The sequence below is a fragment of the Hydrococcus rivularis NIES-593 genome, from assembly GCF_001904635.1.
In the GTDB taxonomy this organism is placed as follows: Bacteria; Cyanobacteriota; Cyanobacteriia; order Cyanobacteriales; family Microcystaceae; genus Hydrococcus; species Hydrococcus rivularis.
Genome location: NZ_MRCB01000006.1, coordinates 152,620 through 179,402 on the forward strand (window position 1 = coordinate 152,620; position 26,783 = coordinate 179,402).

Genomic DNA, 26,783 nt, shown 5'->3' on the forward strand with positions numbered 1-26,783 from the left:
TAATTGCGAATTGCGAATTGGTATAACTACTGTAACGACGCATCAACCAGCCAGCGAACCGTTTGTGGAAAGGTGATAACAACGATCAGCACGATAACCTGCAAAATCATAAACGGAATCGCACTTTTGTGGATCTCAAGGGTGCTGACTTCTTTGGGAGCAACGCTCTGCAAGTAAAACAACGAGAAACCAACTGGCGGCGAGATAAAAGCCGTCTGTAAGTTAATCGCTATCACTACGCCAAACCAGACTAAATCGATGCCCAACGCCTGGGCAGCAGGTACGAGAAGCGGTATGGCGATGAAACAAATTTCAATAAATTCCAAGAAAACGCCCAGCAAGAAAATAACAAGATTGCTGACAATCATGAAAGCGATATAGCCGCCAGGTAGGTTGACTAGCAGGTCGGTGACAAAGGTTTTACCGCCTAAGCTATCAAAAACCAAGCTGAACAATGACGAGCCAAACAGAATCATAACCACCAAAGTCGTGATGACGGCAGTGGCGTGGGCGGCATCTCGAATCAAATTCCAGTTCAATCGCCGATTCGCCGAAGCTAATATACAAGCGCCTACCGCGCCTACCGCCCCAGCTTCGGTGGGGGTTGCGATGCCAAAAAAGATACTACCAAGCACCGCTAAGATAAGCACCAGGGGAGTTACCACCGCTTTTATCGTGCGCCAAACCAGATCGGAACCGCTAATAGTCCGCGTTTCAAGCGGTAGGGCTGGGGCGAGCTTCGGTTTGAGAAAGGCTAAAACTAGCACGTACAGCGCATAGGAGCCAGACAGCATCAGTCCGGGAATCAAGGCTCCCAGAAATAGATCGCCTACCGAGATTCCGAGTTGATCGCTCAATACCACCAGCACCAAACTTGGTGGAATTAATTGTGCTAGCGTTCCTGATGCAACGATCGCGCCTGCCGCCAATCGTTTATCATAGCCATAGCGGAGCATGACAGGCAGCGAGATCATCCCCATGACGATTACCGTAGCGGCTACTACGCCAGTCGTAGCTGCCAGCACCGTACCGACGAGGATTACTGCCAGTGCCACTCCACCCCGCAGCGGTCCGAGCAGAATGCCGATGGTTTCTAGCAACTCCTCAGCCAGCCCCGACTTTTCTAATACCGCGCCTAAAAAAACGAAAAATGGGATCGCCAACAGGGTAAAGTTGGACATGGTGCCAAACCAGACGTTAGGCAATAGCAAAAGTCGGTTGGGATCGACGGGAGCGCCAACTAGCCAACCAATTACTCCGAAGAGAATGCCAGTTCCGGCAAACGAAAAGGCTACTGGATAACCGCTCATCAACATCAAAAAGAAGCCGACGAACATGGCAAGCGCCAACCATTCAAAGCCCATGATTATCTACGTCCAAAAAAAGTGATTTACTCGATCGGTAAGTTTTTCTCAGTCTCAGCTTCCACTACCTGAGCCACCTGCGTGTATCCCATCAAAATAGCAAAATACTTGATCGCTTGGGAAATACTTTGTAGCAGTAACAATAGGAAAGCAACCAGAATCATCGTTTTAATGGGCGCTCGCGGCAAGCCATCGGCATCGGAGGATACCTCCCAGGTTCCCCAAGTCCCGTCGGGCAATAGCCCCCACGATAATAAAATAGGGTTGAATGTTGCCCAAATCCCGATCGCGCAAAAGGGAATCAGAAATAGAATCGTACCGATAAAATCGACGAGCGATCGCTGTTTTTCGCTCCAATTTGCATAAAGGAAATCAACGCGAACGTTGGCTCCATGCTTGAGGATGTAAGCAAACCCCAGACAAAAAATTATCGAAAATAAATACCATTGCAGCTCGATCAAACCATTGGATGACAGTTTTAGCCCAATAAATCGCCCAATGTAGCGGGCTACCACATTGTAGAATCCAACCGCGATGGTGAGAATGACGATCCAATTCAAAATCCCGCCAATTTTTTCGATGGCGCGATCTATAATGCTAGATAGTCTCAGTAAGGCATGCAAAACTTGATACCTCCCTTGAATCGGCAAGCTTTGAGGATCATCGTATCAAACAATTAGTCCTTTGTCCTTGGTCACTTGTCATTTGTATTTTGTATTGCGATTTTAAATCCGGTTGAACGATCGTAATACCCACTAGTGCGACCATCTTGGTCGCGAGGAGAAATGATTGGCAAGCGGGACGTATGTCCTAACGGACACGCTACGATGAACGCACTACATACTAATTAAACAGATTTGATATAACCAATGACACTTTCATCCCTCGTCAGTGAAAGCGAGAAATGAGTTAACAATCGCTAATTGCTAATCACTAATCACTAACTTGCTGAATTTGCTCTAATAACTGTGCTTGACTTTGAGCAGGTTCAAGACAAGATAATCCCCGACAGATTATGCCAACAGCCTTCTCCGGTAAGTCAGACTCTATGCGATAGACGACGGTGGGGAAATATTGAGAAATCAATGCTTGCAACTGTTCTTCTTTCGTGCGAACGAGAGTTGCATGGAGATACCAATCTAATGCTGCAAACAAGCTAGGACAAGCTTGGGGAGACTGTTGGAGAACGGCGCTAAAAGCTTGTAAGCCTTGTTCGGCGCGATCGAGATATTCTAGATTTTCAGTCAGTAGAGCTATACGAATTAGATTTGCGATCGCAACGCCATTAGCTGCCGGAGTTGCATTATCGATATAACTGCGTTCCCGCACTAACAAATCCCCGCTATCGTCTGCCGCCGTGTTGAAATATCCTCCCATCTCCAGCGACCAGAAGAATTCATCAAACTCCTGCTGTACCTCAACCGCTTTTTTTAACCAAAAGCTCTCAGTTGGCGAAGCGGTTTGTAAATCCAAAAGCGCTTTGATAAAAAAGGCGTAATCTTCCGACTGTGCTAATACCGTTGCCTGTCCTTCGTAATTCAAGCGATGGAAGCGTCCCTTAACCCACTGATGTTCCAGAATAAATTTAGCCGCACGGGTCGCTAATTCCCAATAGGACGGTTCGCCAAATACAGCATAAGCTCTTGCCAGCCCAGATATCGTTAAACTATTCCAGGCAGCAATCATCTTAGTATCGGTGACGGCGGGAATGCGACCTTTCCAGTCGCTCGTTTTCGCTTCCTGATTATTTCTCGCTGGCACAAACGTTTCTATCTCGGTCGATTTTGCGCCGTAGCGCACCTCAAACAATTTATCTAAGATAGCTTCCAGGCTGTCTGACAGTTTACCTGACTCCTTGCGTTGCAGGACGTTACTGCCTTCAAAGTTTCCCTTTTCTGTAATGGTAAATGCGGCTTTTAATTCTTCTAATTCATCTGCCGTCAAGATTTTTTCGAGTTCGTCGTAACGCCAAACATAGAACGCGCCTTCTTCTGGTTCTGACTCCTCAGCTGAGGTGAAGCTATCGGCATCTTGCGCCGCATAGAAATAACCTTCCGGTGCCGTCATTTCGCGCTTCAACCATGCTACCGTACCCGCGATCGCTCTCTCGAAGGCAGGTTCTTTTATCCCCGCACTCCAGAGATTGGACAAATACTCTAGAATTTGCCCGTTGTCGTAGAGCATCTTTTCAAAGTGCGGCACCGTCCAGGTCGAGTCTACCGTATAGCGATGAAATCCTCCGCCAACGTGGTCGTAAATTCCTCCCAATGCCAAGTCCTCCCCTCTGCGTGCGGATAATTGCCGTCCGTCGTAGCGAGATTCAAACTGGAAGCGACTTCCCTGAAGTGCTAAACTCGCATAGGGAATCATGGGAAAGCTGGGACGACCGAAATCGCTAGCACCAATGCTGATGACTCCGGTATTGGTTTCGACTCCTCGATAGAGCAGTTCTTCGGTCAGGGAGTCGGATGTCGATATGGGTAGGATGGTTGACTGTTTAAGACCTCCTATAATTTCCTGTTTAAGAGCACCGAGTTTTTCTTTTTCTACGTCATAGAAGCGGCGAATTGATTGCAGGACTTGCAAAAAGCCGGGACGACCGTAGCGAGGTTCTAGAGGAAAGTAGGTTCCGCCGTAGAAGGGAACTAAATCTCCAGGTGTGAGGAAAATGTTGAGGGGCCAACCTCCTTGCCCCGTCATCATCTGTAACGCCTGCATGTAAATGCTATCGATGTCGGGACGTTCTTCTCGGTCTACTTTGATGGGGAGGAAATTGGCGTTCATATATTCTGCGATCGCGCTATCCGAGAAGGCTTCCCCTTCCATTACCGTACACCAGTGACAGCTAGAGTAACCAATTGAGAGAAATATCGGTTTATCTTGCGTCTTGGCGGTTTCCAAGGCTTCTTCGCACCAAGGCCACCAGTCGATGGGATTATCGGCGTGTTTGCGGAGGTAGAGGCTTTGAGCGGATGCGAGACGGTTAGACATGGCAACTGAGAATCGTCACTCTTTCTGTCAGTCTAACGTGAGAGGAGAGCGTAGGGGAATTTTTCTGGGCGATCGCATCTTTAAAATCCTGCTTTTTTCATCTAGTCATGTCTGATGCGATTAATCGTTTGCTCTTTGAGTCTAAAATTAATCTATATCAAAAATCTAGATTGCATTTTATGAAGCTTTGATTCTCGATTTTTTGCATGAAACAATCTTTTTTTCTTAAAAAATATCATATTTCCATCTTTTTTGTAAGTTTATTTTTTCTAATTTCTTGTCAAAGAAACCCAGAAAGCCAACGTCCTCAACCATTGGCTCAAAATCCTTACATTCAAGTTTACTTTAACCACAATCAAGCCAAAGGAGCCAACTATACCGATCCCTATCGCAACATTACTCGCTTTGGGGATAATTTAGAACAAATTATTATTGATGGGATTAACTCAGCGAACTCTAGTATTGATGTTGCCGTGCAAGAATTTCGCTTACCGAAAATCGCTCAAGCATTGGCAGAACGCCATCAAGCAGGAGTTAAAGTTAGAGTAATTTTAGAGAATATTTATAATCGTCCACTCAGCGAACTGACAGAAACGGAGATTAATAAACTTACAAAAAGAGAGCGCGATCGCTATAATGAATTTTTGGCTTTTACCGATAAAAATAAAGACGGAAAACTCAGTTCTCAAGAGGTTAATGAAGGCGATGCATTAATTATTCTGCGTAATGCTGGCATTCCCATTATCGACGATACGGCAGATGGTTCCGCTGGTAGCGGTCTAATGCACCACAAATTTACTATTATTGACGGTAATACTGTATTAGTAGGCTCAGCTAACTATACTATTAGCGATATTCATGGAGATTTTAGCTATCCAGAAACTAGGGGAAATGCTAATAATTTGCTGAAAATTAGTAGTCCTCAATTGGCACAAATTTTTACTGAAGAATTTAACCTAATGTGGGGAGATGGTCCTGGGGATCAATTAGATAGTAAATTCGGCATCAAAAAATCCATTCGAGAGTCCAAAAAAATTGCGATCGGTGATAGCAGGATTACAGTACACTTTTCTCCCGATTCATTAATGGTTCCTTGGAACTATACCAGTAATGGGTTAATTGGCAGCACTCTGAGGACAGCCACTAATTCAATCGAGTTAGCTTTATTTGTTTTTAGCGAACAAAAGTTAGCGGATCTCCTTGAGACTTTACATCATCAAGGCGTGAAAATAAAAGCATTGATCGAACCAGAATTTGCTTTTCGCAATTATAGTGAAGGTTTAGATATGCTGGGCGTTGCTTTGAGCGAAAAATGTCAATATGAAGAAAATAATCGTCCTTGGCGAGTTCCCATCGCTACGGTAGGTATTCCTCAAATGCCTCAAGGCGATAAGCTTCATCACAAATTTGGTATTGTAGATAGAAATATTGTTATTACAGGATCTCACAATTGGTCGGCAGCCGCTAACTATTATAATGACGAGACTTTATTAGTTGTTGAAAGTTCTCAGGTTGCAGCTCATTTTATTAGAGAGTTTGAGCAGTTGTATGGTAGGGCAATTTTAGGAATTCCCGTAACACTCCAACAAAAAATTCAAGCAGAAAAAAACAAATGTTCTTCAGCAGAAACTATTTCCTCTCTATCTAATACCAATAAATTAATAAATATAAATATTGCCAGCCCAGAAGAATTAGAAACACTACCAGGCATTGGATCTAAATTAGCGCAACGAATTGTTGAAGCTCGTCAACAGCAACCGTTTACTTCTCTGGAAGATTTAAAGAGAGTCTCAGGAATCAGTTCGAGTAAACTTCAAAAATTAGAAGGTAAAGTTACTTGGTAAAATATTCCTTGAGAGCGATTGAATGGTTTTTAAAAGATAGTAAAAATAGAGGTTAGATTGGGGTAATTTTTAAATGGATATCGCTCGCTTATTTCTTTGGATAATTTGCACTTCTTGCCCGATCTTCCTCATTCGCGCTGCTAGCGTTTCTTTTAGGAATAATCGTGGCTGGATTACTATTAGCAGTACAATTTTAGCAATCGCGCTCTTAATTTCGTCCTTCAATTCTAATTTAGCTGCTTTGATTGGCGGCATTCTATGGATATTTTTTTTATTAATTCCCAGTATTGGTTTTTCCCAGGTTAATCGATTGACTCATCAGCACCGCTACAGAGAAGCGCGTCAACTTGCTTCTTATTTGCGATGGTTGCATCCTGCCGATGGCTGGCAAGAGCGACCTAAGTTATTATTAGCATTAGAATTGGCTCAACGAGGCGATTTTTGCGAAGCGATAACAATATTTAATAGCTATCACAAAAATAATCCTAGCTCGATCCGCCATACTCAAGCTTTAATTTACTGGATGAAATCTGATTGGAAAAATTGTTTATTGTGGTTTCAGCAACAAATTCCTAAAAAAGTTTTACTAAATGAACCCAATCTTTTAATCTACTACCTAAGAACTTTAGGAGAAACGGGAGATTTAAATAGTCTGCTCAAATCTATAAAATTGTATAGAAAAAGCTTAGAAAAACTAGATAACGTACAGCGCGATCGCGCTCGCATGTTGGCGCTAGCATTTTGCGGACAAGTAACGCAAGTAAAGCAATTATTCAATGGGTCTTTAAATGGGTATTCAGAAAATATTAAAATATTTTGGCTAGCGACAGCACAGATGGTGGCTGGAAAAACAGAAGTTGCTCGCGAACAATTGTTGAGTCTTCGCATGAGTAATGATTTTATTCTAAGCAACGCAGTGGAATGGCGATTGGGTCATTCCCTTGCAGAACCAACACAAGTATTGGATTCTATTGCTAGAGACATAATCCATCAAATTGTTACGGAGATCGAACAGGAATTAAAATATAAAAATATGACAAATTTTAAGTCTAAAAAACTTTATGTAACTAATGGATTAATCACAATAAACTTTATCTTTTTTTTGATTGCAAACGTTTTAGGAAGTAGCGAAGATGCAGATACATTAGATTATCTCGGTGCTCTAATTCCTCAAAAAGTATGGTTGGGAGAGTGGTGGCGGCTATTAAGTGCTAATTTTTTACATTTTGGTTGGCTACACTTAACAATTAATATGCTAGGACTTTATTTTTTAGGTCGATTTGTGGAAGTTGCTATAGGTTCCAGTCGATATTTAACCGCTTATTTAATTAGTGGTGTAGTTTCGATGTTAGCTTTTTCTATCCTAACTATACAATTTGGAGACAAAGAACAACTTTTAGTCGGTGCATCGTCAGCAATTATGGGGTTGGTTGGAGTTATTGTGGCAATGTTTCTACGAGATTGGTGGAAGGAAAAGTCTCGAATTGCTTCCAAGCGTCTATCTTTTGTTCTTTTGGTTGTTGCTATCCAATTTTTATTTGATTTTACAACTCCAGAAATAAGCTTTTTAAGTCATATTTTAGGATTAGTTACAGGTTTCACTGTCGGTTCGATATTCTTAATTAAGTAATTTATAAACTGGGTTCGATATGAGATAATAGTCTATGGACTTATTTAGAAAACTGAGTTCGAACAAGTGATCAAGAACGATATTTGGATTGCCAAAATGGCACAACAAGGAATGATAACTCCTTTTGAGCCTAAATTAATTCGTCGCTTTGAGAATTTACCAGTTATTTCTTATGGGTTGAGTAGCTATGGCTATGACATTAGACTATCACCCTCGGAATTTCGGATTTTTAGACATATTCCCGGTACGGTTGTCGATCCAAAAAACTTTAACCCTGACAATTTAGAACCGACAAAACTTCATACTGATGCTAACGGAAAATATTTTATTTTACCCGCTCACTCCTATGGACTTGGAGTTGCATTAGAAAGATTAGATATTCCTGAAAATATTACAGTTCTTTGTATTGGGAAATCATCTTATGCTCGCGTCGGTTTAATTGCTAATTTAACCCCTGCCGAAGCAGGTTGGAGGGGACATTTAACTTTAGAATTTTCTAATTCTTCTAGTGCCGATTGTCGCATTTATGCCAATGAAGGGGTCGTGCAATTGATTTTCTTTGAGGGAGAACCTTGTTCTGTTAGTTATGAAACTCGTCAAGGTAAATATCAAGATCAACCCGAACAAGTTATATTTTCAAGGGTTTAACTTTTGATTTGCATTCGTAGTCGATCGCAATAAGAGGACGCCTGAAAAGTCCATTTTGTCATTTCCAGTGCAGTAAAACGTAACGAAGAATCTAGGATGGGAGTTGGTATACTAATCCCATTTTGGCGAAGCCGCCGCACGCTCCTTGAACCTCTTCAAGGAGAACGGCGGATTTTGAATTGAGAAGTAAAAGCGGGTTTATCTAAAAACGCGCCCTTAGAAGTTTTGCAATAATAAGTTGAACAATTTCGAATTCGTAGTGCGGGCATCATGAGAAGCGCGAGCGTCTCGCTCGCACTACTTATATCATTTTTCATTTATTAATGACAGAGATAGTCGATCGCCCTCACCCCCAACCCCTCTCCCAAATAGGGAGAGGGGAGAAGAATGTATATCGTGGAAACATGAAAATTGGTATTATTTTTACTTGATGCCTTACTTCCCTACAGTTATTGTCAAAAACTCGCCACACACAGAACGGCTGACTAATTGCGAACCGATTGTTGCAAATTGTGAATTGTGAATTGTGAATTGTGAATTGGTATAAAATGTTGAGCGTAGCGGTAGCGAAGCGAAACATTTTATACTTTTGGGACAACCTGTAAATAATTCACAAATCATTTACGATTAATTTTGAACTTTTAACGGTCGATCTTGGGTATAAACTAAGCTTTGAGGTGAAGATAGCGCTATCTCGGCTTTTTGTAATTCTGTCCCTAAATACATCGCGTGTTCGACTTGAAGACTGGGGCAATCGGCGGCAATTTGTTGATAGATAGAGCGTGCAATTTTGCCAGAGTAACAGTTAACAACTTCGCCAGAACCAGGAGTGAGATGTTCTACAATAATTTCTCGATCTTTAATATTAATAACAAAACTACCGCTGGGATCGTCAAAATTTCTTGAGGAGCAAATTTTAGGATATTCAGTTTGAATGATGCGATCGGCATACTCCCAACAGTCATCATAAATATGAGCGCTTTGACTAACAGTAATTAGCGGTCCAATTTTTAAGCTATAGTCAGTTTTATGATTAATTTTTTCTTGAATATATTGTTGTAATGCTCTTAATCCCATTGCATTAGCAACCCAAGCTGAAAACATATCATTACTACGAAAAGTAGCAGTTAAAGAGAGTTCGTCATCGACAATTCTCAACCAGATGTGATTGAGACATGGCGGACTGTCATTATTTTCATAATCTTGCACATCCCAGAGAGACATTACTGCTCTAGAAGAGTCCTTTTCTGTTACTAATTTCTCAATAGCTTGCTCAATTTGATCGCGTCCAAACCACGATCGCAAACGCTGACCATAAGTATATTTAACACCTTCCCGAATAGGAGCATCATCTAACATTTGCGAACGATAATCTCCAATAAACTCTCGTTCGACAGGGAGATAATTAGGGTTTGGGAAATAAAGATCGGTAGGTTCTTTCGTGACGATTGCAACTAGATCGATTAACTCTTGCCATTGCCCATATTGAGAAGGTCGAATCGTTCCAATTGTTTTAATTCGATGTAAAATTTTGACCCAAGTTTCTGCTATCGTTTCTCCTTCTATACGATGTCCGTATCTGTATCCGGGTAAAATGGTAGGACGAATTTCTACTTTCGGAAAATTATCTAAGGGATCTCCCCAAGGTTCGACTGGCGACCTGGAGGCATATGACTTAACAAAATTAACAGCTTGGGCAATAGATTTTGCTTCTTCCCATTGTAAAGATTGACGTAATTTTTCTAATATTGAGTCAGGGATTTCGATATCAATGTAACCTCTTATTTTTGAATTAATGACCCAACATTCTCTTCCAGTATCGCTTTTGCCTTTTGTAAATCCCTGACGAAAAAAGTCTAATAAACATTCGCAACTCCCTGAATTTTTATCTTCTTTTGTTGCATTAAGAATCACTAAAAATCGTACATGAGGATTTTTTAGCAAATTCCGAATTAATGGGCTAATCCCCCTGGTCGCTGAATAAAGATTGCCTACGACAGCAAATTCTTCGGGGGTTAAATGCTTTGCCACAGATTGTCTTACCGTCCATCCGGTAATCACTGCCGTTTGTCCATAACCACAAATTAACTGGTTAAATTGTTCACAAGGTATATAGTTAAATACTGTAGAAGTTTGTTTTTCTACGATCATAACAATTTGATAAAAATTGCCATTTTATTATTATAATATAAAAGATCTATTTTATAAAAAGTTAATTGTCGAGCTTTAATTAATAACCGCAAATAATCGGCAAAGATCTGTCCTTATGTAGATCGATCCCCGTCTAACTTGTAATAAAAATTAACTTCAGGGTAGAATCGTCTCTTCCTAACCCATACAAAAACGACAACGATACTAGGAGAACGTTGTGTACGATCTTTTGCCAGCCAATTTAATCTTTGTCCCCATCCTGGCGCAGGCGTTCAAACCGATCCAAGATCCCGTCGCTATCTTTCTGGTATTTCTGACAATTATCCTCGTCGCCCCTCTCTTTTTTCAACGACTGCGAATGCCGGGGATTATCGGACTGATTTTGGCAGGAGTAGTCGTCGGTCCCTATGGTTTGGGCATTTTAGCGCGGGATAGCGCGATCGTGCTGTTGGGTACGGTTGGACTGCTGTTTCTGATGTTTTTAGGCGGACTGGAAACCAGCCTCGACGATCTCAAGCGCAATGCTGACAAAGCCATTATCTTTGGTTTAGCAACCTTTGCCATTCCCATGACTCTAGGTACCTTAGTCATGTTGTCTTTGGGATACAGCGTCCTGGCATCGGTGTTGGTTGCCTCTTGTTTTGCCTCGCACACCCTGCTTGCCTTACCCGTTCTTTCCAAGTTAGGCATCATGCGAACGCAAGCAGTTACCGCTACCCTAGGAGGAACGTTGATTACTAACATTCTCGCATTGTTAGTCCTGGCGATCGTGGTAAAAGCTCAACAGGGAAATTTAACGTTCCAATTCTGGCTATTTTTAATTCCCTCTTTGGCTATTTATACTTTTGTCACTCTCTGGGGCGTTCCCAAATTGGGTCGCTGGTTTTTTCGACGATTCGGGCACGATGAAGCGGCAGAGTTCATCTTCGTGTTAGCAGCGTTGTTTGTCATCTCTTACCTGGCGGGTTTAATCGAGATCGAACCAATTGTCGGCGCATTCCTTGCCGGGGTAGCGATTTCCCAACTGATCCCCCCCCTGAGTCCGCTCATGAACCGGATTCAATTTGTGGGAAATACCTTGTTTATCCCATTTTTTCTCATTTCTGTGGGAATGTTAGTCGATCCGCTCATTCTGGTCAAACAACCTCGCTCTCTGCTAGTGGCTGCCGTCATGATTGGCGCGGAATTTCTCAGCAAATTTCTAGCCGCTTGGGGATCTGGCAAAGTTTTCGGATGGCAATTTCCACACGTAATGGTGATGTTTGGGCTTTCTGTTGCTCAAGCGGCTTCCACCCTAGCCGCCATTACCGTTGCTTTTAATATCAAGCTAGTTGACGAGCTAACCGTTAATGGTATTATCGCCATGATTCTGGTGAGTTGCGTTCTCTCTCCTTGGTTTGTCGATCGCTGGGGAAGCCGAATTCAACCTGCTGCTGAAGGGGCGATTAAACTCGAAAAAGAAGCTTTGGGCAAGCGCATTTTAGTTCCCGTTGCCAACCCTAATACAGAAGATAATCTACTGCAACTAGCAATCATTCTTGCCAAAAGGGCCAAGGGAACGCTTCTACCGTTACACGTTTTGTTAGATACAGGTGGCGCGATCGCAGATTCCGCTAAAACCAGACAAAAACAGCTACTCGAAGCGGCAGAAACAATTGCCCATGGGGCTGTAGTGAATGTTGAATCCATCGGTCGAATTGACGATTCGCTCGATCGCGGCATTCTCAGAACGGCGGCAGAACGCGATGCTAGCCTAACGATCTGCGGCTGGAAAGGCTACTCAACCTACACGGAGAATTTTTTTGGCAGCGTTATCGACAATGTGGTACGCATGGCAACCGTACCCGTTTTGATTACTCGCTTAAGCGAACCCATCGAAAATACCCAGCGAGTCCTATTAGTCGCCAACGAGTTAATGAGTAATTCAGCGATCTTTCGTCAAACACTAACCCTAGCGCGTACTTTAGCAGAAGAACTCAAAGCCAAGTTGCAAGTTGTTCTCATGCATCATCGTGCCGGACTGCCCCAGCTCAAACTAAACGAGGAAATTTCGGTACACAGAGTGCGAGGTGATTTAGTCGATACGGTTTCGCAGGTACTAAAGGCCAACGATCTGTTAGTTTTCATCGCCAGTACCCATGGCATAGGGCAACCCGCTTTGGGAAGAGAATCAGAAGCGATCGCTCGCTCTCACGGGAAAACTTCGATGATTATCGCTCATTTTCCTACTTCTGGTAAGTAACAGACTGCGATCCCTTGCGATCGCCCGCGCAAAGCCCTTGCTCGGCTCAGATTTAAGCGATCTTAGAATTTTCGCTTATATGGGTGACCAGGGACTCGAACCCTGAACCAGCGGATTAAGAGTCCGATGCTCTACCATTGAGCTAGTCACCCAGATCTTTATCATAACAAGCCAGGGTTCATTTTTCACCCTAGCTTCAGAGGTAAGCCATCTTGAAAAGCTAACAAATCTCCCGGTTGAATCGGAGTCCACAGTTCGTTATCCGTCAGAGGAGTGGTGGCGATAATGGCAACGCGATCGCTGGGTTTAGTCAACTGGCGAAAGTCCACTGTTACGTCTTGGTCGATTAAATGGGCAGCCGCGAAAGGAGCTTGACGTACAATGTAGCTAAGCTGGGTCGAACAGTGGGCAAAAAAGTATTCTCCATCCGAAAGCAGATAGTTAAATACGCCTTTTTCTGCGATGCTGTTGGTAATGTCCTTGAGCAGCGGGTAAATTCCTTCTAAGGAAGGCTTTTCCTTGGGAAAGTTTTGTCGCAAGGTTTCTAGAATTAGGCAGAAAGCTTTTTCGCTATCGGTGTCGCCTACAGGGCGATAGAATTCCATCCCTTGAGGCGCAAATGCAGGTAAATCTCCGTTATGAGCAAATACCCAATACTGTCCCCACAGTTGCCGTCGGAAAGGATGGCAGTTTTCGAGCAAAATTTTCCCTTGAGTCGCTTTGCGAATATGAGCGATGACATGGGTAGAGCGGATGGGATAGCATCGTACTAACTCTGCTATAGGAGATGCGATCGAAGGTTTGGAATCTAAAAAAAGCCGACATCCCTTTCCTTCAAAAAAAGCAATGCCCCAACCGTCGCGATGCTCGTCTGTCTTTCCTCCCCTAGTCGCAAACCCCTCAAAGGAAAAGCAAATGTCTGTTGGAACATTACAGTTCATTCCCAGTAATTGGCACATAGAGGATCTAGACTACAACAAAACCTATTAAATTCTACAAATCTAGCCCTGAAGCTGTCGCTAGACAGCCCAATCCCTTCATCAATTTCGTGCTAGCAGTACGAACGGTTTTCCCGACAATTCTTGAGTCTATTGCCTTCTCGCGATCGCCGCCAGAAGTTCGTCATTTCATATTGAATTAAAGCGCTAAGATCGAAACAAAAATTATTCTGCAAGCTTTAAAGCGAAATTTCTCATGGGTAAACCAGCGCTCCTCAAGCAACTTCGTGCCGAATGGATTACTCCAGAACGCTTTCAGCCCTACGGACAAGTCATTACTCCCTCAGAAGATGGCAAACCTTACGATGAAAGCGATGCTCAACTCAATTTGCAAAATGGAATTCCCCGTTTTTATATCATGTGCTTGCACAAACGAGGTCGCAAGTTCCATAAAATCACTCGTCACAGCCAATGTACCCAGTGTTTGGGATCTCTAGAAGGAAAAGATTGGTTTATTGCCGTTGCCCCTCCTTCGGAAGCGAACGAACCCGATTTAGAAAAACTGGCGGCTTTTCGGATTCCGGGGAATTGTTTTATTAAGTTAGAAGTGGGAACTTGGCACGCGGGACCCTATTTCGAGCATGATGTGGTCGATTTCTATAACCTAGAATTGAGCGATACCAACATCGTCGATCGTTTCACTCATAGTTTTCTCAAAAGTCACAACCTAGAGTTTGAAATTGTTTAAAAAACGGAGAGGGGGGGATTCGAACCCCCGTTAGGTTTCCCTAAAACGCATTTCGAGTGCGCCGCGATCGACCACTCTGCCACCTCTCCAATTATTGGAGCTTACCTGTTTATTTTACCGCGATTGGGGAGCGCTTGACCAGTAGTCTAGGGTAGGTTAGCTTCTTGCTCTTGTGTTTCTATAGTTTTCTGAAAACCGCCCTCGCGCCTCCATTGAATGGCACCATCTCGCCCCGTCCAGTATAGCTGAATTCCTCGCTGCTGTAGCTGCTGTCGAGTTTGTTGGCTAAGCGTAGGCGAAACCGCGATCGCAATTTCGGGTTTGACTAAATCCAGCCATTTTTTTCCCAGAGATTTTCCAGACCATAACAAAACCGATACGGTTTTGGGTAGCATTGCCAAATTTGTTGCATCAACCCGACTTTCAGTTACTAATAACCAAATTTGCTTTTGAATTTGTAATTGCAATGCGTTATTAATTGACTGAATTTCTATCGAACCGATGGATATTTTATTACCAACAGATAAAGATTGATATTCTGTTCGCGATATCGGGCGATCGCTAAAGAAACGTTTAATTGATAAATTTTCCTCAATTTCAGACCAACCATCGATGCGATTGACTCCAGAGGTAAAATCGACGGCACAATCGATTTGATTAATTCCCTGGCGATTGAGAAAAGGAATAATTGTATATTTTGCCGTATTCAGATCGCCGCTATTAATTAAGATGACTTTCTCGCGCTCTTGAACGATTAAAACTGGCTCTTGTTTCGTGGCAAATACCGATACTTGAAGTAAATTTAGTCGATTATATCTAATCGGAACTACGATTAAAATTATTATCAACAAGCTTACCAACCACCAGCGAGACTGCCACCAGCGATTGAGCCAAACTAAGACCATCAGCCCATAAATCAGTAGCATCAGACTCAAAGACAGTTGTCCTACTGCTAAAGAACTGCCTGGTAAGGTGGTGAAAAATTGGACGATTTGTATTAAAAAATAAGTAGGATAGTATAGTACTCCCGCGATCGCGCTTCCGGCTAGGGGATAGATTACAGCAGCAGTTGCACTCACCATTCCCCCCAAACTAATTGCCGTTACTAAAGGTGCGCTAATAATATTGGCGGGAATGCTGTAAGTTGCCACAACGCTAAAAACATGCAGTAGTAAGGGAAATGTCCACAAGGAAGCAGCCAGGGGAAGAGCGATAAACGTTGCGATCGCGGGTGGCAGCCAATCCAATCGCTTCTCTAGCGCTGGCATGGTGACGATTAATCCGAAGGTAGCAAGAAAACTAAGCTGAAACCCCAAATCCCAAATCCATAGAGGATTGAATAACAGTAAGATCGTTCCTGCCAACAGCAGCGAACCCAATTGCTTCACTTTCCTATCTGCAACTAGCGCAATGAGTGCCCCGACACCCATTACTGCTGCTCTCATTACAGATGGTTGAATGCCAGTTAAACCGACATACAACCCTAGCGTACAAAGTCCAGAAATAAATTGCTTCTGAGGAGACAAACTTCCCGTCAATCTGATGACGGCACCCAACAACAAAGATACTTGAAATCCAGAAGCTGCCAGCACATGAGCCAAACCAGCTTTAATAAACGAATCGCGGATGTTGTGCGGTAAATCGACTGCCCGTTGTCCCAAAACCATCGAACTGACAAGCAATCCTTCTCGATTGCCCAACCAGCGAATTTGAGCGTTGATAATTCGCTGTCGCAGTTGCCACAACCCCCAAGGTGGTGCTTTTTTCCTTTCTTTGAACTGGATTTGTTGCCCTTTTAATCCGGCGAACGCTCCTTGACGCGCTAGATAAGTCTTAAAATCAAACGATCCCGGATTAGCAGGCGATCGCGGTTGATATAAAATGCCAGTAACGGTTAACTGCCGACCTGGATATAAATCCGTTCCCTTCGATATAGGAACAGTGACATATAACTTTCCTGTCACTTGCTCGTTAGTATTCTCAAGCTTCTTCGCCTCAAACCAGAATTGAACTCGCTGGTTGCTTGTCAGTTTCCCTTGAGTTAAAATCTTGCCTCCAACGGTAACAATTTGACTCTTAGAATTTCCCTTCTCTAATACGCGACTGATATCATTACTTCCTGGCTGAGGAATTCGGAATTGAAAGTAGGCTACAGCCAAAATTGCCACTAATCCTGCTACAAGCCATAGCTGCCATCTTGGTTCTCTGCGCCAAAATCGCGGCATTGATATCGCTGCTACAATACTGAAAAATCCTAACCCCACGGCTACTGCAATCCACTGCTGCCAGGAAGGGTTAGGATTAGAAAGTTCTAAAACACCTGTGGACAATAATCCGATCGCATATGCCAAACAGAGAACTGTCCAACTGTCGCGGTTCATCTAGATAGAAAGTCCGAGGTTTAAACCCAGTATCGCATGAACGATAAATAAAATCATTGCCGCGCTACCCAAATAGGCATGGAAGGTTCTGAATAATTCTTTTTGTGCGCCGCCGAATCCAGTTAATGCAATGGTAGCTTGAATTGCCAAGACAATCAGTACCACCGAACCCGTCCAAAAGTGAGGACTTTCTAGAATAGGCTGGCGTTGCATGACGAGGGACAACACTCCACCCATATAACCTAGCGCGATAAACAGGAACATCAAGGGGGCAAGTTGGCGATGATCGGCGCGATTTTTCATGGCAATTTCGCCATCTTGGGTAAGTCGGCTGCGCCATCCCGCATAGGCAACGTAACTCCCCATCACGAAGACGACGATCCCCATCATAACTGGGTGTCCCCAATGAACGATGGGTTCTGGCGTGTTTAAACTACGAAACCATGCCGCGATCGGCTCTAGCAGCTCGCTTAAGCGTTCTCCCATAGTTTTACTTAATTTTTCTTAAATTTAATTAATTTATTGTAATCATATCTTAAAGACAGTGAAATCCTTTCTTGCCCAAACGCTTGCGATCGAAAGTAGCTGTTTCGCTACAACCTGACTGACGCGCGATTGCTCTAATGAGATAATCAGAAAAATCTGCCTGTCCCTGCTTGGTGCGTTGTACGGCTTGATAGACTGCGGAACGATTTTCAAACTCGAAGGCTAGACTTTGCAGCATGGTTTCTATAGTTTTGAGGATCTCGCCTTTGCCGAACTTGTAGGGTTTTCCTTTGAGAACCTATACCCTTTCGCAAAGGACTATGTTAGCAATAAACTAGCAGACCAAAGCTATACACAGTGCTATTAAGGTGGGATAACAACCCCTAACTGATGAAGTTTACAATGGTAATCATTAGCGATGGACTTTACGCTCTAGTAGCCGGAACGCTTGGACAATGGCTGAGAGGAAATTTGCGTTTCCTGCGAACTCAGCGCTATTTCGCAGGAAGTGTTTATATTGGTCTTGGAGTCAGTACTGTTTTATCCGGCTCAAACAACAATAAGTAAATCCTGCATCGTGAAAGTTAGTAATCCTTTGAAGTTGCCATCGAGTCAAAAACAGCAGACAACGGCATTTAGTTACCGCATCGGAATAACGATTCTCCTAGTCAGTGCTGCTTTGATATTAACTTTTGCCATTTCTTTATCTCTGGGAGCCGTCCATCTCAGTTTATCTCAATTGTGGCAAGCCCTATGGCATCAAGGCAATTCCGTTAACCAAACCATTCTCTGGCAACTACGCCTACCCCGCGTGGTTGCGGCGATCGCTGTCGGTGCTGCCCTGGGAACGTCTGGTGCTTTATTACAAGGAATGCTACGCAATCCCCTGGCAGAACCTTTTCTTTTGGGAATCTCAGCCGGAGCGGGTTTAATCGTAATTGCGATGGTGACGCTGGGGATTTCTCAAGCTTGGATTCCCTTTGCAGCTTGGCTGGGAGCGATTTTAACGACTGCGATCGTTTATTTTCTGGCGCGAACGGGCAATGGAATTGCTGTAGAACGCTTAATTTTGGGCGGTGTTGCTATCTCTTCTCTATTTGGTGCCGTGCAAACTACCTTGCTCATATTATCCGAAGAAGGTCGCATCCAAACTGCCCTAAATTGGATTGTAGGCAGCCTCAACGGACGAGGATGGCCGGAAGTATCAATGGCGGGCCCTTATATTCTTATCGCTTTAATCTGCGCTGGTTTGTTGGGGCGTTATCTCAATGTTTTAAATTTAGGAGACGAACTGGCAGTCGGTTTGGGGATTAATCTGGGGCGATCGCGCTTATTAATCGGTGCTACGGCTACCTTACTCGCTGCTAGTGCCGTCAGCATGGCAGGACTAATCGGTTTTATCGGTTTGATCGTTCCTCACGCCATGCGTTTGTTGATGGGAGGCAACGATTATCGATGGCTAATCCCTCTATCCGCGGCAGGGGGGGCTTTAATTCTATCCATTTCCGATTTACTCGCTCGTCTGGGAGCCGTAGAATTACCCGTCGGTGTAGTAACTTCTCTATTAGGTTCGCCTCTTTTTGTTTGGTTTCTCTACCGCCGTTCGTTTGAGTGAGATCCTCTCCCTTTCCCCACGCTCATCGAAGATTGCAGCTATTTTTTACTTTAAGCGTTAAATCTACTGCATCGGCGCTAACTTTGGATCGGTTGGAGGGATAATTTTTTGTTGCCCGAGATCGGAGAATTTAATGGCTAGCGTTGCTTTTTTCCCCGATCCTAAAATATGGGTAACTTCTCCTTCTCCATATACTTGATGAACGACGCGATCGCCAACCGACCAATTCAAGTCGCGATCGCTTAAAATTGCCCCCCCAGCAGGTTTGCTAGCAATGAGACGACGCGAATAAATTTTTGGCTTGATATTGCTACTAATTAATTCTTTCGGCAACTCTTGCAAAAATTGAGAGGGAATTTTTGTTTCTCGCGACCCCCAAGTATAGCGTTCCTTTGCATAGGTTAAAAATAACTGTTCTTGGGCGCGAGTAACCCCAACGTAACAAAGGCGGCGTTCTTCTTCTAATGCTAGCGGGTCGTCTATGCTGCGACCGTGAGGCAATAATCCCTGTTCTAAACCAACTAAAAACACGACGGGAAATTCGAGTCCTTTTGCAGAATGTAAGGTCATTAAAGAAACTTTCTGTTGACCTTCTTCTAGATTATCTAAATCGGAAGCTAACGAAGCATTTGCTAAAAATCCTTCTAGCGTTGTATCTTCTGTATCTTGTTGAAATTGGAGAACAGCATTATTGAGTTCGTAAACGTTTTCTAGGCGGTTATCGGCTTCCTCCGTTCCTTTGCTTTTTAACTCGTCGATATAGCCGGACTTTTCCATGATTTGATGGAGGATTTCAGCCGCAGAAAGCGTCTCTATCTGTTCTTGAAATTCCTGAATGGTTTTTACGAATTTATTAATAGCTTTTGCTGCGCGTCCCGCTAGCGTATTAACTGATGTTTCATCGCTTAAAATTTCCCAGAGGGGAACGCTTAATTCCTGAGAAGCGCTTATAAGTAACTCAATTGTTGCTTTGCCAATTCCTCGACGCGGAGTATTAATAATTCGCAGCAAGCTAACTGTATCAGCAGGATTAGAAACGACTCGCAAATACGCTAGAGCATCTTTAATCTCCTGGCGATCGTAGAATTTAAATCCCCCGACAATAGTATAGGGAACGCTTCTCTGAATCAAAGCATCTTCAAAGGAACGAGACTGGGCATTAGTTCGATATAAAATTGCAAAGCTTCCCCAATCTAATTCTGGATTTTCTTCTCTCAAATGCTTAAGTTTATTAATAACAAATTCAGCTTCTGCTTGTTCGTTATCTGCCTTATAGCAATAAATTTGTTCTCCTAATCCTCGCGTAGGTTTAAGAACTTTTTCGATGCGTTGGGTATTATTTTCGATCAAAGAATTGGCGGCTTGAAGAATATTTTCTCTGGAACGATAATTTTCTTCCAGCTTGATCATGGTACGAGTGTCTTCATCTGGTAAGCCATCTCCAAAATCCGATTGGAAATTCAGCAAAATTGTAAAGTCTGCCATCCGAAAACTGTAGATCGATTGGTCGGCATCGCCAACTACAAATATAGACCTTCCTTGCCAATTCCACTCGCTTTTTCTCGTCTCGCCATTGGTAGAGAGAAGGCGAATTAGTTCGTATTGAATGCGATTGGTATCTTGATATTCATCGACTAAGATATGACGAAATTGACTATGCCAGTAGCCTAAGATAGATTCATTTTGTTGAAATAGTCTGACTGGTATTAAAATTAAGTCGTCGAAGTCAAGGGCATTGTTAGCGGCAAGTTGTGCTTGATATCCGTCGTATACTTCTGCAATAACTCGTCCTTTGTAATGAGGATTTTCTTTGAGATATTGTTCGGGAGATAAGCCTAAATTTTTAGCATTGCTAATCTGATAGCGAATGGAGCGAGGGTCGAACTTCTTCTCATCTAAATTTAATTGCTTGGTGACGATATTTTTAACCAGGCTTTGCGCGTCAGATTCATCAAAGATAGAGAAATTTCGCGTCCAAATCCGTCCTCGTTCGTCTTGGTATTTGTTGATATCGTAGCGGAGAATGCGAGCAAATAAGCTGTGGAACGTGCCAATCCAAAGTTTTTTAGTAATGGTTTTATAAATGCGCGATCGCAATTGTTTTTGTTCGTATTCTGCTAATAATTCTAATCTTTGCCCGTATTTGTTTTGCGCCAAATCTTGGGCAAAAATTGCCTCGATCCTTTCTTTCATCTCCCGTGCAGCTTTGTTAGTGAAAGTCACGGCAAGAATATTTTCTGGATCGACTTGGTGGTGGCGAATGAGGTGAGCTATTCTGTAAGTCAATGCCCTAGTTTTCCCAGAACCTGCCCCAGCAACAACTAATAAAGGTCCGCAGAAATGTTCGACAGCGCGACGTTGGGAAGGGTTGAGTTGACTCAAAAAATTGCGATCGGTCGTCATGAGTCTTCAGGAGTCAAAAAAACAACAGGACACAGAAGCTACGCTACTCAACTATGATATTCGGTTTCCCTCAATTAATTAGAAGCTAATTAGCAGCAAAAGAAGAGTTGGCTCATCAACTCCGGAACAGACGATAGAGTAAACCTACCTAGCCTATCATTAGATCGGAAAAAAATTTTCTTAATTGAATTGAAAAGTACTCATCAAAGTGGAATTTGTCTCTTAAAATAGAGATAGCGGAGACAAATGTTTCCGTTCACTCCTCACACCACACTCCGCCCGCTTTACATTCGGGCGGTTTCTTATTTTTAAAGAATGCACCCGATTGATAAAATAGGTAGAGGAAACTCCGTGCAGCATTAGCTGCGAGTGAAGATGAATGTTTCCTAAAATTATATACATTTTTGGTTGAAATAGAGCGAGTTTTCGTTATGGTAGAATCTGTAAGTATTCAATAGAATTGAGATAGAGAAAGGATTTTCGGTATGTCAGCAGCAGCTCCCGTCACAGATGCAACTTTTAAAGAACTGGTTTTAGATAGCGACGTTCCCGTATTGGTGGACTTTTGGGCACCTTGGTGCGGACCTTGCCGTATGGTGGCGCCAGTAGTAGATGAAATTGCCGAACAATATGCAGGTCAAGTCAAGGTCGTTAAACTCAACACCGATGAGAATCCTAACACGGCCAGTCAGTACGGCATCCGCAGCATTCCTACGCTAATGATCTTCAAGGGAGGTCAGAGAGTGGATATGGTGGTAGGTGCGGTTCCCAAAACCACCTTGGCAAATACTTTAGAAAAATATCTCTAAACGATACTATTACTCTGACTAAGGGTGCGCTTTAGGTTGTCTAAGGCGCATTTTGCGCTCTTATATAGTCTTGTGCCAAAGAAGCGATCGCGTATCATTCGATACAACAATCTTTGAGGCAGAGATCCCATAAAGATAAAATGATAGTAGCCTACCTAACAAATATATGGCTGTATCCCATCCCCAAAATAACCTCGAATCGGCTTTCCCAGAAGAATTAGCGGAACTCATCAAACAGTTGCCAACCCTTAAATATGGCAAATTAATTCAGCGAGCGCTAGCAGTGCTAGTAAGAATCGCGGGGGAAGAAGTCGATCGCTTGGATTGGAAGATTCTAACCGCTGCACTAGAAGATTTAGAACAAGGATTTCAAATTTTTTATCCCTATCGCCATATTCGTAAGATAACTATTTTTGGTTCTGCCCGCATTTCTGCCAATAGTTCGGAATATCGCTTGGCTGTAGACTTTGCTCGTAGAATAACTCAATTGGGATTTATGGTATTGACGGGCGCAGGTGGCGGGATCATGCAAGCAGGTAATGAGGGAGCGGGACGAGAGCATTCTTTTGGTTTAAATATCCGCCTACCTTTCGAGCAAGAAGCCAATCCTTTTATTGCTAACGACTCGAAGTTAATTAATTTTAAGTATTTCTTCACGCGCAAGCTCTTTTTCCTCAGAGAAAGCGACGCTGTTGCCCTTTTTCCAGGCGGATTTGGCACTCAAGATGAAGCCTTTGAAACGCTGACCCTCTGCCAAACAGGTAAATATGGTCCCGCGCCTCTAGTGTTGATCGACGAACCCGGAGGCGATTATTGGTTGAGTTGGAATCAGCATGTTCAAAAAAATTTGCTGGAGAGGGGTTTGATTAGTCCAGAGGATATTAACCTCTATACCATCACGGACAACTTAAGCATCGCTTGCGATACGATTCGTAACTTTTATCAGGTCTATCACTCCAGCCGCTATGTTGGCAAACAATTTGTCATGCGTCTCAACTGCGAACTATCAGACGCTCAAGTCGAGCAACTCAATGAAGAGTATAGCGACATCCTCGCTGAAGGCAGAATTGAAAAAAGTGGCGCCCTACCCCAAGAAATCGGGAGTGAAACCGAGCATTTACCCCGTCTGGTTTTTCACTTCAACCAACGCAGCTTTGGGCGCTTGTATCAACTAATCAATCAGATCAATCGCATGAGTTATTTTGTCTCTGAAGCCGATCATCCCGAACGTAAATGATTGTTGGCGATTGGCGAGGATGAGATCGCGAGAATCTAAAACTTATGCCAATTCTAAGTTTCAACGCGAGCAAGGGATGAGTGGGCAATGCCCACCCTTGTATTTTAGACTTTGGCTGTCTTTTGCTGGTTTTGTGTTTTAGTCAAGCCATTTAAGAACATCGGCACGAACTTCTCCACAAATTCTTGGGGATTGCGATTCCATGCGCGTTTTGCAGCTTCAATTCGGATCTCCTGTAATTCGGGAGCAAATAGAGTCTGGGGCAAGCGTTCCATCAGATATTGGGGACGTTCCCAAACAGACATGGTATTGGCAATCTCCATCAGTTTGTTGATTCGGCGAAGTTCCGCACCTGCCATAATATCCATGCCAGCTTCAAAAGCAGCTTGTTCGATTGCTGCATATTTGCGTTTGGCTTGTTCTACTTTAGTTCTGTGTTCTGGGCTTTTTTGGGCAATTTTAGTAAGCCAGCGATTTCCCCAACGAACGTGACCGGCTTCTTCTGGGAAAATCTTTTCAATCGTTTCTCGAATTTTGATATTTTCTTCGGTTTGAGGAGCTTCTTTGAGGGCATGAATATGAGCAGAGAAATACTCACACCCACGCTTTTCGGTGACGTTAATTGATGCTAGAGCAGCAATAATACCGTCCTCGAGTTTGTTTTCTGAGTTGTAGGCATCTTGGTCTAGCAAGCGTTCAAATTCATCAATGTAGGACACGCCTGGAGGCTTGCCAATATCTGCCCCTAGCTCCACTAATAAATCAGTCAACCACATCGCATGGCGAGCTTCCTCAGCAATATGGCGGGACAAATCTTGTACTAATTCTTTCGGCTTACCGTTAAGCCTTTCAATTAAATCGGTGAGATCTTTACAGCTACGTTGTTCGTTATAGCGGTAGCGATTGAGAGTAATCATGTGAATTTCGCGGTTTTCCACGACTCGTTTGAGAATGTCGCGGGCGCTCATGGAATTGTTGAATTTGCGGGGATAGGCGACAGTCATGTTCTTTATGTACTTTATGTACTTTCGGAAAACTATTGAGTATTTTAACGAGGTTTTCACCTGAGAAAGGAGTTATGCCTCTCTGCAGCAAGACTCTTATACTATTTTTCATTCATTAATGACAGAGATAGTCGATCGCCCTCACCCCCTACCCCTCTCCCAAATAGGGAGAGGGGAGAAGAATGTCGATCGCGAAAACATAAAAATTGGTATGATTCCAATTGACAATTGCCAATTGTTTCATCTGTCTTCTTTTGTCAAGAACATTCAATCGTTCAAAGAAAAAGCCACTTCTATTGCTAATCGCCCTTATGAGCGATCCAATACTTGCTTACAAAGTGGTTTTCCGTCTTAATATCCTGGAAACCGGCTTTTTCTAAGCGTTCTACGAGATCGTCGGTAACGTAGTGCCTGTAGTAAGGTTCGTGGAATATCGCCGGGAAGTTTTCCATCATCACCTCAAATTCTTCTGGCGAATCCGTTTTTTGCATTGAATCGCAGATGACAAAGACTCCGCCCGGTTGAATGACGCGAAAACACTCGTCGATAACCCGCTGACGCGCCTCAGCAGGCAGCTCGTGAAAGAGGAAAACGCTGGTAATGCCGTGGAAGTAATTGTCTAAGTAAGGCAGTTCCTCTACATTTGCCTGCAATAGTTGCGGCAATTCCCCCGGATTTTCCGACAGCAGTTGATTCGCTTTGCGCAAATAGGCTGGAGACAAATCTACGCCGAATAGAGAGGCTTTGGGAAGAGAGGCGCGAATCATCTTCAGGGTACGACCCGTTCCGCAGGCAATATCCAACACTCGAATTTGTGGTGCCAGCACCGAAGCGAAGGCAGATAATCCTTCTTTTAAGGGTTTGAGAACCCGCCGCCGCATGGGATCGGCTGTTCCATTGAAAAGAATTTCTACTTGCAAGTCGTATAGATTGGCAGACATATCGCTCAAGTAGCCATTTGTTTGATAGTGAAAGTTTTGCAGGTAGTAACGAGGATAGCCTTCGCGGTCGATTTCGGAATCGAACTTTTGATATTCTTTGTTGCGTACTCGTTCCCAGATTTTCGGCATATCTATCCAGACGGCTGGGTAGTAGCGGAAGAAATCCTCCCAAGGATTTTCAAACAATAAGCTGACTGGATAAACTCCATTTTCTGCATCTCGCCAGTCGGTTTCGAGAAGTTGGGTTCGCTTCTCCTGAAGCATGAGTAGCGCTTTTGGAGACAGGGGCTTGACCTTTTTTTCTCGTTCTGGGAGAAATATGTTAATAAGGCGATCGCTAATGCTCTTATGAGCAACGCCAAAAAAGCTTTTTCCGTCTTGAAAAGCTTGATAAGCTGCTTTTGTTAGCGTATCGAGACTGGGGATTAATTGGTCAATGTTCGGTGTGGATTGCATACGTCAACAGATAATGGCAAAGTGCGACCAACAAAATGAACTTTTGTATCTTTTTGTTAATATACTCAATCTGAGTGACTAGAGGCAGATCGTCGCTCTCTATGCATTGAGTCACGTCGAGCTAGGTCGAATCATCATTCTCTAGGTTACTTTTATTAAGTTGCGATCGCTTGCCAACATCTGTGTCATTTCTACTATGTGCTTGGAGCGATCGCCCAAAACTATTAAATTGTATAAGCTATCGCGACAGTTTGTTGTTGTGTTAGCAATTGATGATACTTTCCCTACAATTGCCTTCTCTGCAAGAACAGTTTGCATAAGCTGGACACATAGAAGGTTAAGATTACATCAATAGCTATTATTTATAATTTGCTCGACTATGTTGGGGACTCCTTTGAATTTAGATGAGTAACGAAACCTATTTGAATCATCCAACATTTGGACTGCTCTACAGAGTATGTCTGCTCGATGAAAACCAAGAAATATTTACTACTCTCTATGCTCAGCGCCTCTTTTTCTTGGTAACAACGACCTCACAAGGAATCTCCTTTGAAACCATTAGTCGCTCTAATGCTCGCCTGTTGGTAGAAAATCGTCTGCGCCGACTGCGCCGTGCCGAGTCGTCTCAAGAATATAAACAGCTCTATGATATTTATCAGCGAACTTTTCAGTGATTGGTTAGTAGGGGCGAGTTTATCTATTAAAAACGCGAGAGACTTACCAACACTTCGTCTAAAAGAACCCGCCTTTAAGTAAGTCGGCGAGAAAAAACAAACTATGTAAAGATAAGTAAATACGGAAAATACACCTACCGAGGTTATAGAAATATGGGCGCTCGTTTAAGGATGTGTATTTTTGGAGGAATGCCTCAAAAAAGAACCACGTACATACAACC

At 43.2% G+C, this 26,783-nt stretch carries 22 protein-coding genes and 2 tRNA genes; 10 read left to right on the forward strand and 14 right to left on the reverse strand.

The window, feature by feature from the left end; genetic code table 11:
* Window positions 1-26: 26 nt before the first annotated feature.
* The 3 genes from NIES593_RS07690 to NIES593_RS07700 all read right to left on the reverse strand — a co-directional run bounded on the left by NIES593_RS07690 (window position 27) and on the right by NIES593_RS07700 (window position 4,355).
* Window positions 27-1,364 (reverse strand): TRAP transporter large permease, encoded by a 1,338-nt coding sequence (locus NIES593_RS07690; protein WP_073599018.1) that lies wholly within the window; start codon window positions 1,362-1,364, stop codon window positions 27-29.
* A gap of 26 nt (window positions 1,365-1,390) precedes the next feature.
* Entirely contained in the window at window positions 1,391-1,987 is a 597-nt protein-coding gene (locus tag NIES593_RS07695; RefSeq protein WP_073599049.1) for a TRAP transporter small permease subunit, read from the reverse strand.
* 310 nt (window positions 1,988-2,297) lie between these two features.
* Window positions 2,298-4,355 (reverse strand): thioredoxin domain-containing protein, encoded by a 2,058-nt coding sequence (locus NIES593_RS07700; RefSeq protein WP_073599019.1) that lies wholly within the window; start codon window positions 4,353-4,355, stop codon window positions 2,298-2,300.
* 206 nt (window positions 4,356-4,561) lie between these two features.
* Between NIES593_RS07700 and NIES593_RS07705 the strand changes: the two genes are divergently transcribed.
* The 3 genes from NIES593_RS07705 (at window position 4,562) to dcd (ending at window position 8,477) form a co-directional block, all read left to right on the forward strand.
* Window positions 4,562-6,199 carry a DUF655 domain-containing protein gene (locus tag NIES593_RS07705; RefSeq protein WP_073599020.1) on the forward strand — a complete coding sequence of 546 codons (1,638 nt, stop codon included), beginning with the start codon at window positions 4,562-4,564 and terminating at the stop codon, window positions 6,197-6,199.
* Window positions 6,200-6,440: 241 nt separating this feature from the next.
* A complete protein-coding gene (locus NIES593_RS07710; protein ID WP_245817355.1) occupies window positions 6,441-7,829 on the forward strand; it encodes a rhomboid family intramembrane serine protease in 1,389 nt (462 codons plus the stop codon).
* Window positions 7,830-7,895: 66 nt separating this feature from the next.
* On the forward strand, window positions 7,896-8,477 hold the full coding sequence (gene dcd / locus NIES593_RS07715) for a dCTP deaminase (RefSeq protein WP_073599022.1): 582 nt from the start codon (window positions 7,896-7,898) through the stop codon (window positions 8,475-8,477).
* Between the two features lie 627 nt (window positions 8,478-9,104).
* Here dcd and NIES593_RS07720 read toward each other — a convergent pair.
* Window positions 9,105-10,628, reverse strand: coding sequence for a thymidylate synthase (locus NIES593_RS07720; RefSeq protein WP_073599023.1), 1,524 nt, complete (start codon window positions 10,626-10,628; stop codon window positions 9,105-9,107).
* A gap of 217 nt (window positions 10,629-10,845) precedes the next feature.
* Here NIES593_RS07720 and NIES593_RS07725 point away from each other — a divergent pair, with 217 nt between their 5' ends.
* Window positions 10,846-12,870 carry a cation:proton antiporter domain-containing protein gene (locus NIES593_RS07725; protein ID WP_073599024.1) on the forward strand — a complete coding sequence of 675 codons (2,025 nt, stop codon included), beginning with the start codon at window positions 10,846-10,848 and terminating at the stop codon, window positions 12,868-12,870.
* 80 nt (window positions 12,871-12,950) lie between these two features.
* On the opposite strand, the gene NIES593_RS07730 is transcribed toward NIES593_RS07725, so the two are convergent.
* Window positions 12,951-13,022, reverse strand: a tRNA-Lys gene (locus NIES593_RS07730).
* Between the two features lie 33 nt (window positions 13,023-13,055).
* Window positions 13,056-13,829: a class II glutamine amidotransferase gene (locus tag NIES593_RS07735; RefSeq protein ID WP_073599025.1), complete on the reverse strand. Its 774-nt coding sequence runs from the start codon at window positions 13,827-13,829 to the stop codon at window positions 13,056-13,058.
* Between the two features lie 235 nt (window positions 13,830-14,064).
* On the opposite strand from NIES593_RS07735, the gene NIES593_RS07740 reads away from it, so the two are divergent.
* On the forward strand, window positions 14,065-14,556 hold the full coding sequence (locus NIES593_RS07740; protein ID WP_073599026.1) for an ureidoglycolate lyase: 492 nt from the start codon (window positions 14,065-14,067) through the stop codon (window positions 14,554-14,556).
* Between the two features lie 4 nt (window positions 14,557-14,560).
* On the opposite strand, the gene NIES593_RS07745 is transcribed toward NIES593_RS07740, so the two are convergent.
* The 4 genes from NIES593_RS07745 to NIES593_RS07760 form a co-directional block, all read right to left on the reverse strand.
* Window positions 14,561-14,645, reverse strand: a tRNA-Ser gene (locus NIES593_RS07745).
* A 57-nt stretch (window positions 14,646-14,702) separates the two neighbouring features.
* Complete coding sequence (locus tag NIES593_RS07750) at window positions 14,703-16,937, reverse strand: ComEC/Rec2 family competence protein (protein ID WP_073599027.1); 2,235 nt, start codon at window positions 16,935-16,937, stop codon at window positions 14,703-14,705.
* A complete protein-coding gene (locus NIES593_RS07755) occupies window positions 16,938-17,423 on the reverse strand; it encodes a DUF4079 domain-containing protein (protein WP_073599028.1) in 486 nt (161 codons plus the stop codon).
* A 49-nt stretch (window positions 17,424-17,472) separates the two neighbouring features.
* Window positions 17,473-17,661, reverse strand: coding sequence for a hypothetical protein (locus NIES593_RS07760; RefSeq protein WP_175561070.1), 189 nt, complete (start codon window positions 17,659-17,661; stop codon window positions 17,473-17,475).
* 339 nt (window positions 17,662-18,000) lie between these two features.
* Between NIES593_RS07760 and NIES593_RS07770 the strand changes: the two genes are divergently transcribed.
* Window positions 18,001-19,038 (forward strand): FecCD family ABC transporter permease, encoded by a 1,038-nt coding sequence (locus tag NIES593_RS07770; RefSeq protein ID WP_083602370.1) that lies wholly within the window; start codon window positions 18,001-18,003, stop codon window positions 19,036-19,038.
* 63 nt (window positions 19,039-19,101) lie between these two features.
* On the opposite strand, the gene pcrA is transcribed toward NIES593_RS07770, so the two are convergent.
* The gene (gene pcrA, locus NIES593_RS07775) at window positions 19,102-21,441 is read right to left on the reverse strand and encodes a DNA helicase PcrA (protein ID WP_073599029.1); all 2,340 of its coding nucleotides are present in this window, start codon (window positions 21,439-21,441) and stop codon (window positions 19,102-19,104) included.
* A 485-nt stretch (window positions 21,442-21,926) separates the two neighbouring features.
* Between pcrA and trxA the strand changes: the two genes are divergently transcribed.
* Window positions 21,927-22,250: a thioredoxin gene (trxA, locus tag NIES593_RS07780; RefSeq protein ID WP_015142938.1), complete on the forward strand. Its 324-nt coding sequence runs from the start codon at window positions 21,927-21,929 to the stop codon at window positions 22,248-22,250.
* Between the two features lie 166 nt (window positions 22,251-22,416).
* Complete coding sequence (locus tag NIES593_RS07785) at window positions 22,417-23,487, forward strand: LOG family protein (RefSeq protein WP_073599030.1); 1,071 nt, start codon at window positions 22,417-22,419, stop codon at window positions 23,485-23,487.
* A 104-nt stretch (window positions 23,488-23,591) separates the two neighbouring features.
* Here NIES593_RS07785 and NIES593_RS07790 read toward each other — a convergent pair whose 3' ends face one another.
* Window positions 23,592-24,491 (reverse strand): ferritin-like domain-containing protein, encoded by a 900-nt coding sequence (locus NIES593_RS07790; RefSeq protein WP_073599031.1) that lies wholly within the window; start codon window positions 24,489-24,491, stop codon window positions 23,592-23,594.
* A 118-nt stretch (window positions 24,492-24,609) separates the two neighbouring features.
* Here NIES593_RS07790 and NIES593_RS23480 point away from each other — a divergent pair, with 118 nt between their 5' ends.
* Complete coding sequence (locus NIES593_RS23480; protein WP_139253654.1) at window positions 24,610-24,846, forward strand: hypothetical protein; 237 nt, start codon at window positions 24,610-24,612, stop codon at window positions 24,844-24,846.
* Here NIES593_RS23480 and NIES593_RS07795 read toward each other — a convergent pair.
* Window positions 24,791-25,888: a class I SAM-dependent methyltransferase gene (locus NIES593_RS07795; RefSeq protein ID WP_073599032.1), complete on the reverse strand. Its 1,098-nt coding sequence runs from the start codon at window positions 25,886-25,888 to the stop codon at window positions 24,791-24,793. The two genes, NIES593_RS23480 and NIES593_RS07795, sit on opposite strands and share 56 nt — an antisense overlap.
* 141 nt (window positions 25,889-26,029) lie before the next feature.
* Window positions 26,030-26,206 (reverse strand): hypothetical protein, encoded by a 177-nt coding sequence (locus NIES593_RS24005; RefSeq protein WP_175561071.1) that lies wholly within the window; start codon window positions 26,204-26,206, stop codon window positions 26,030-26,032.
* Window positions 26,207-26,292: 86 nt separating this feature from the next.
* On the opposite strand from NIES593_RS24005, the gene pipX reads away from it, so the two are divergent.
* The gene (gene pipX, locus NIES593_RS07800) at window positions 26,293-26,562 is read left to right on the forward strand and encodes a transcriptional coactivator PipX (RefSeq protein ID WP_073599033.1); all 270 of its coding nucleotides are present in this window, start codon (window positions 26,293-26,295) and stop codon (window positions 26,560-26,562) included.
* Window positions 26,563-26,783: the final 221 nt, after the last annotated feature.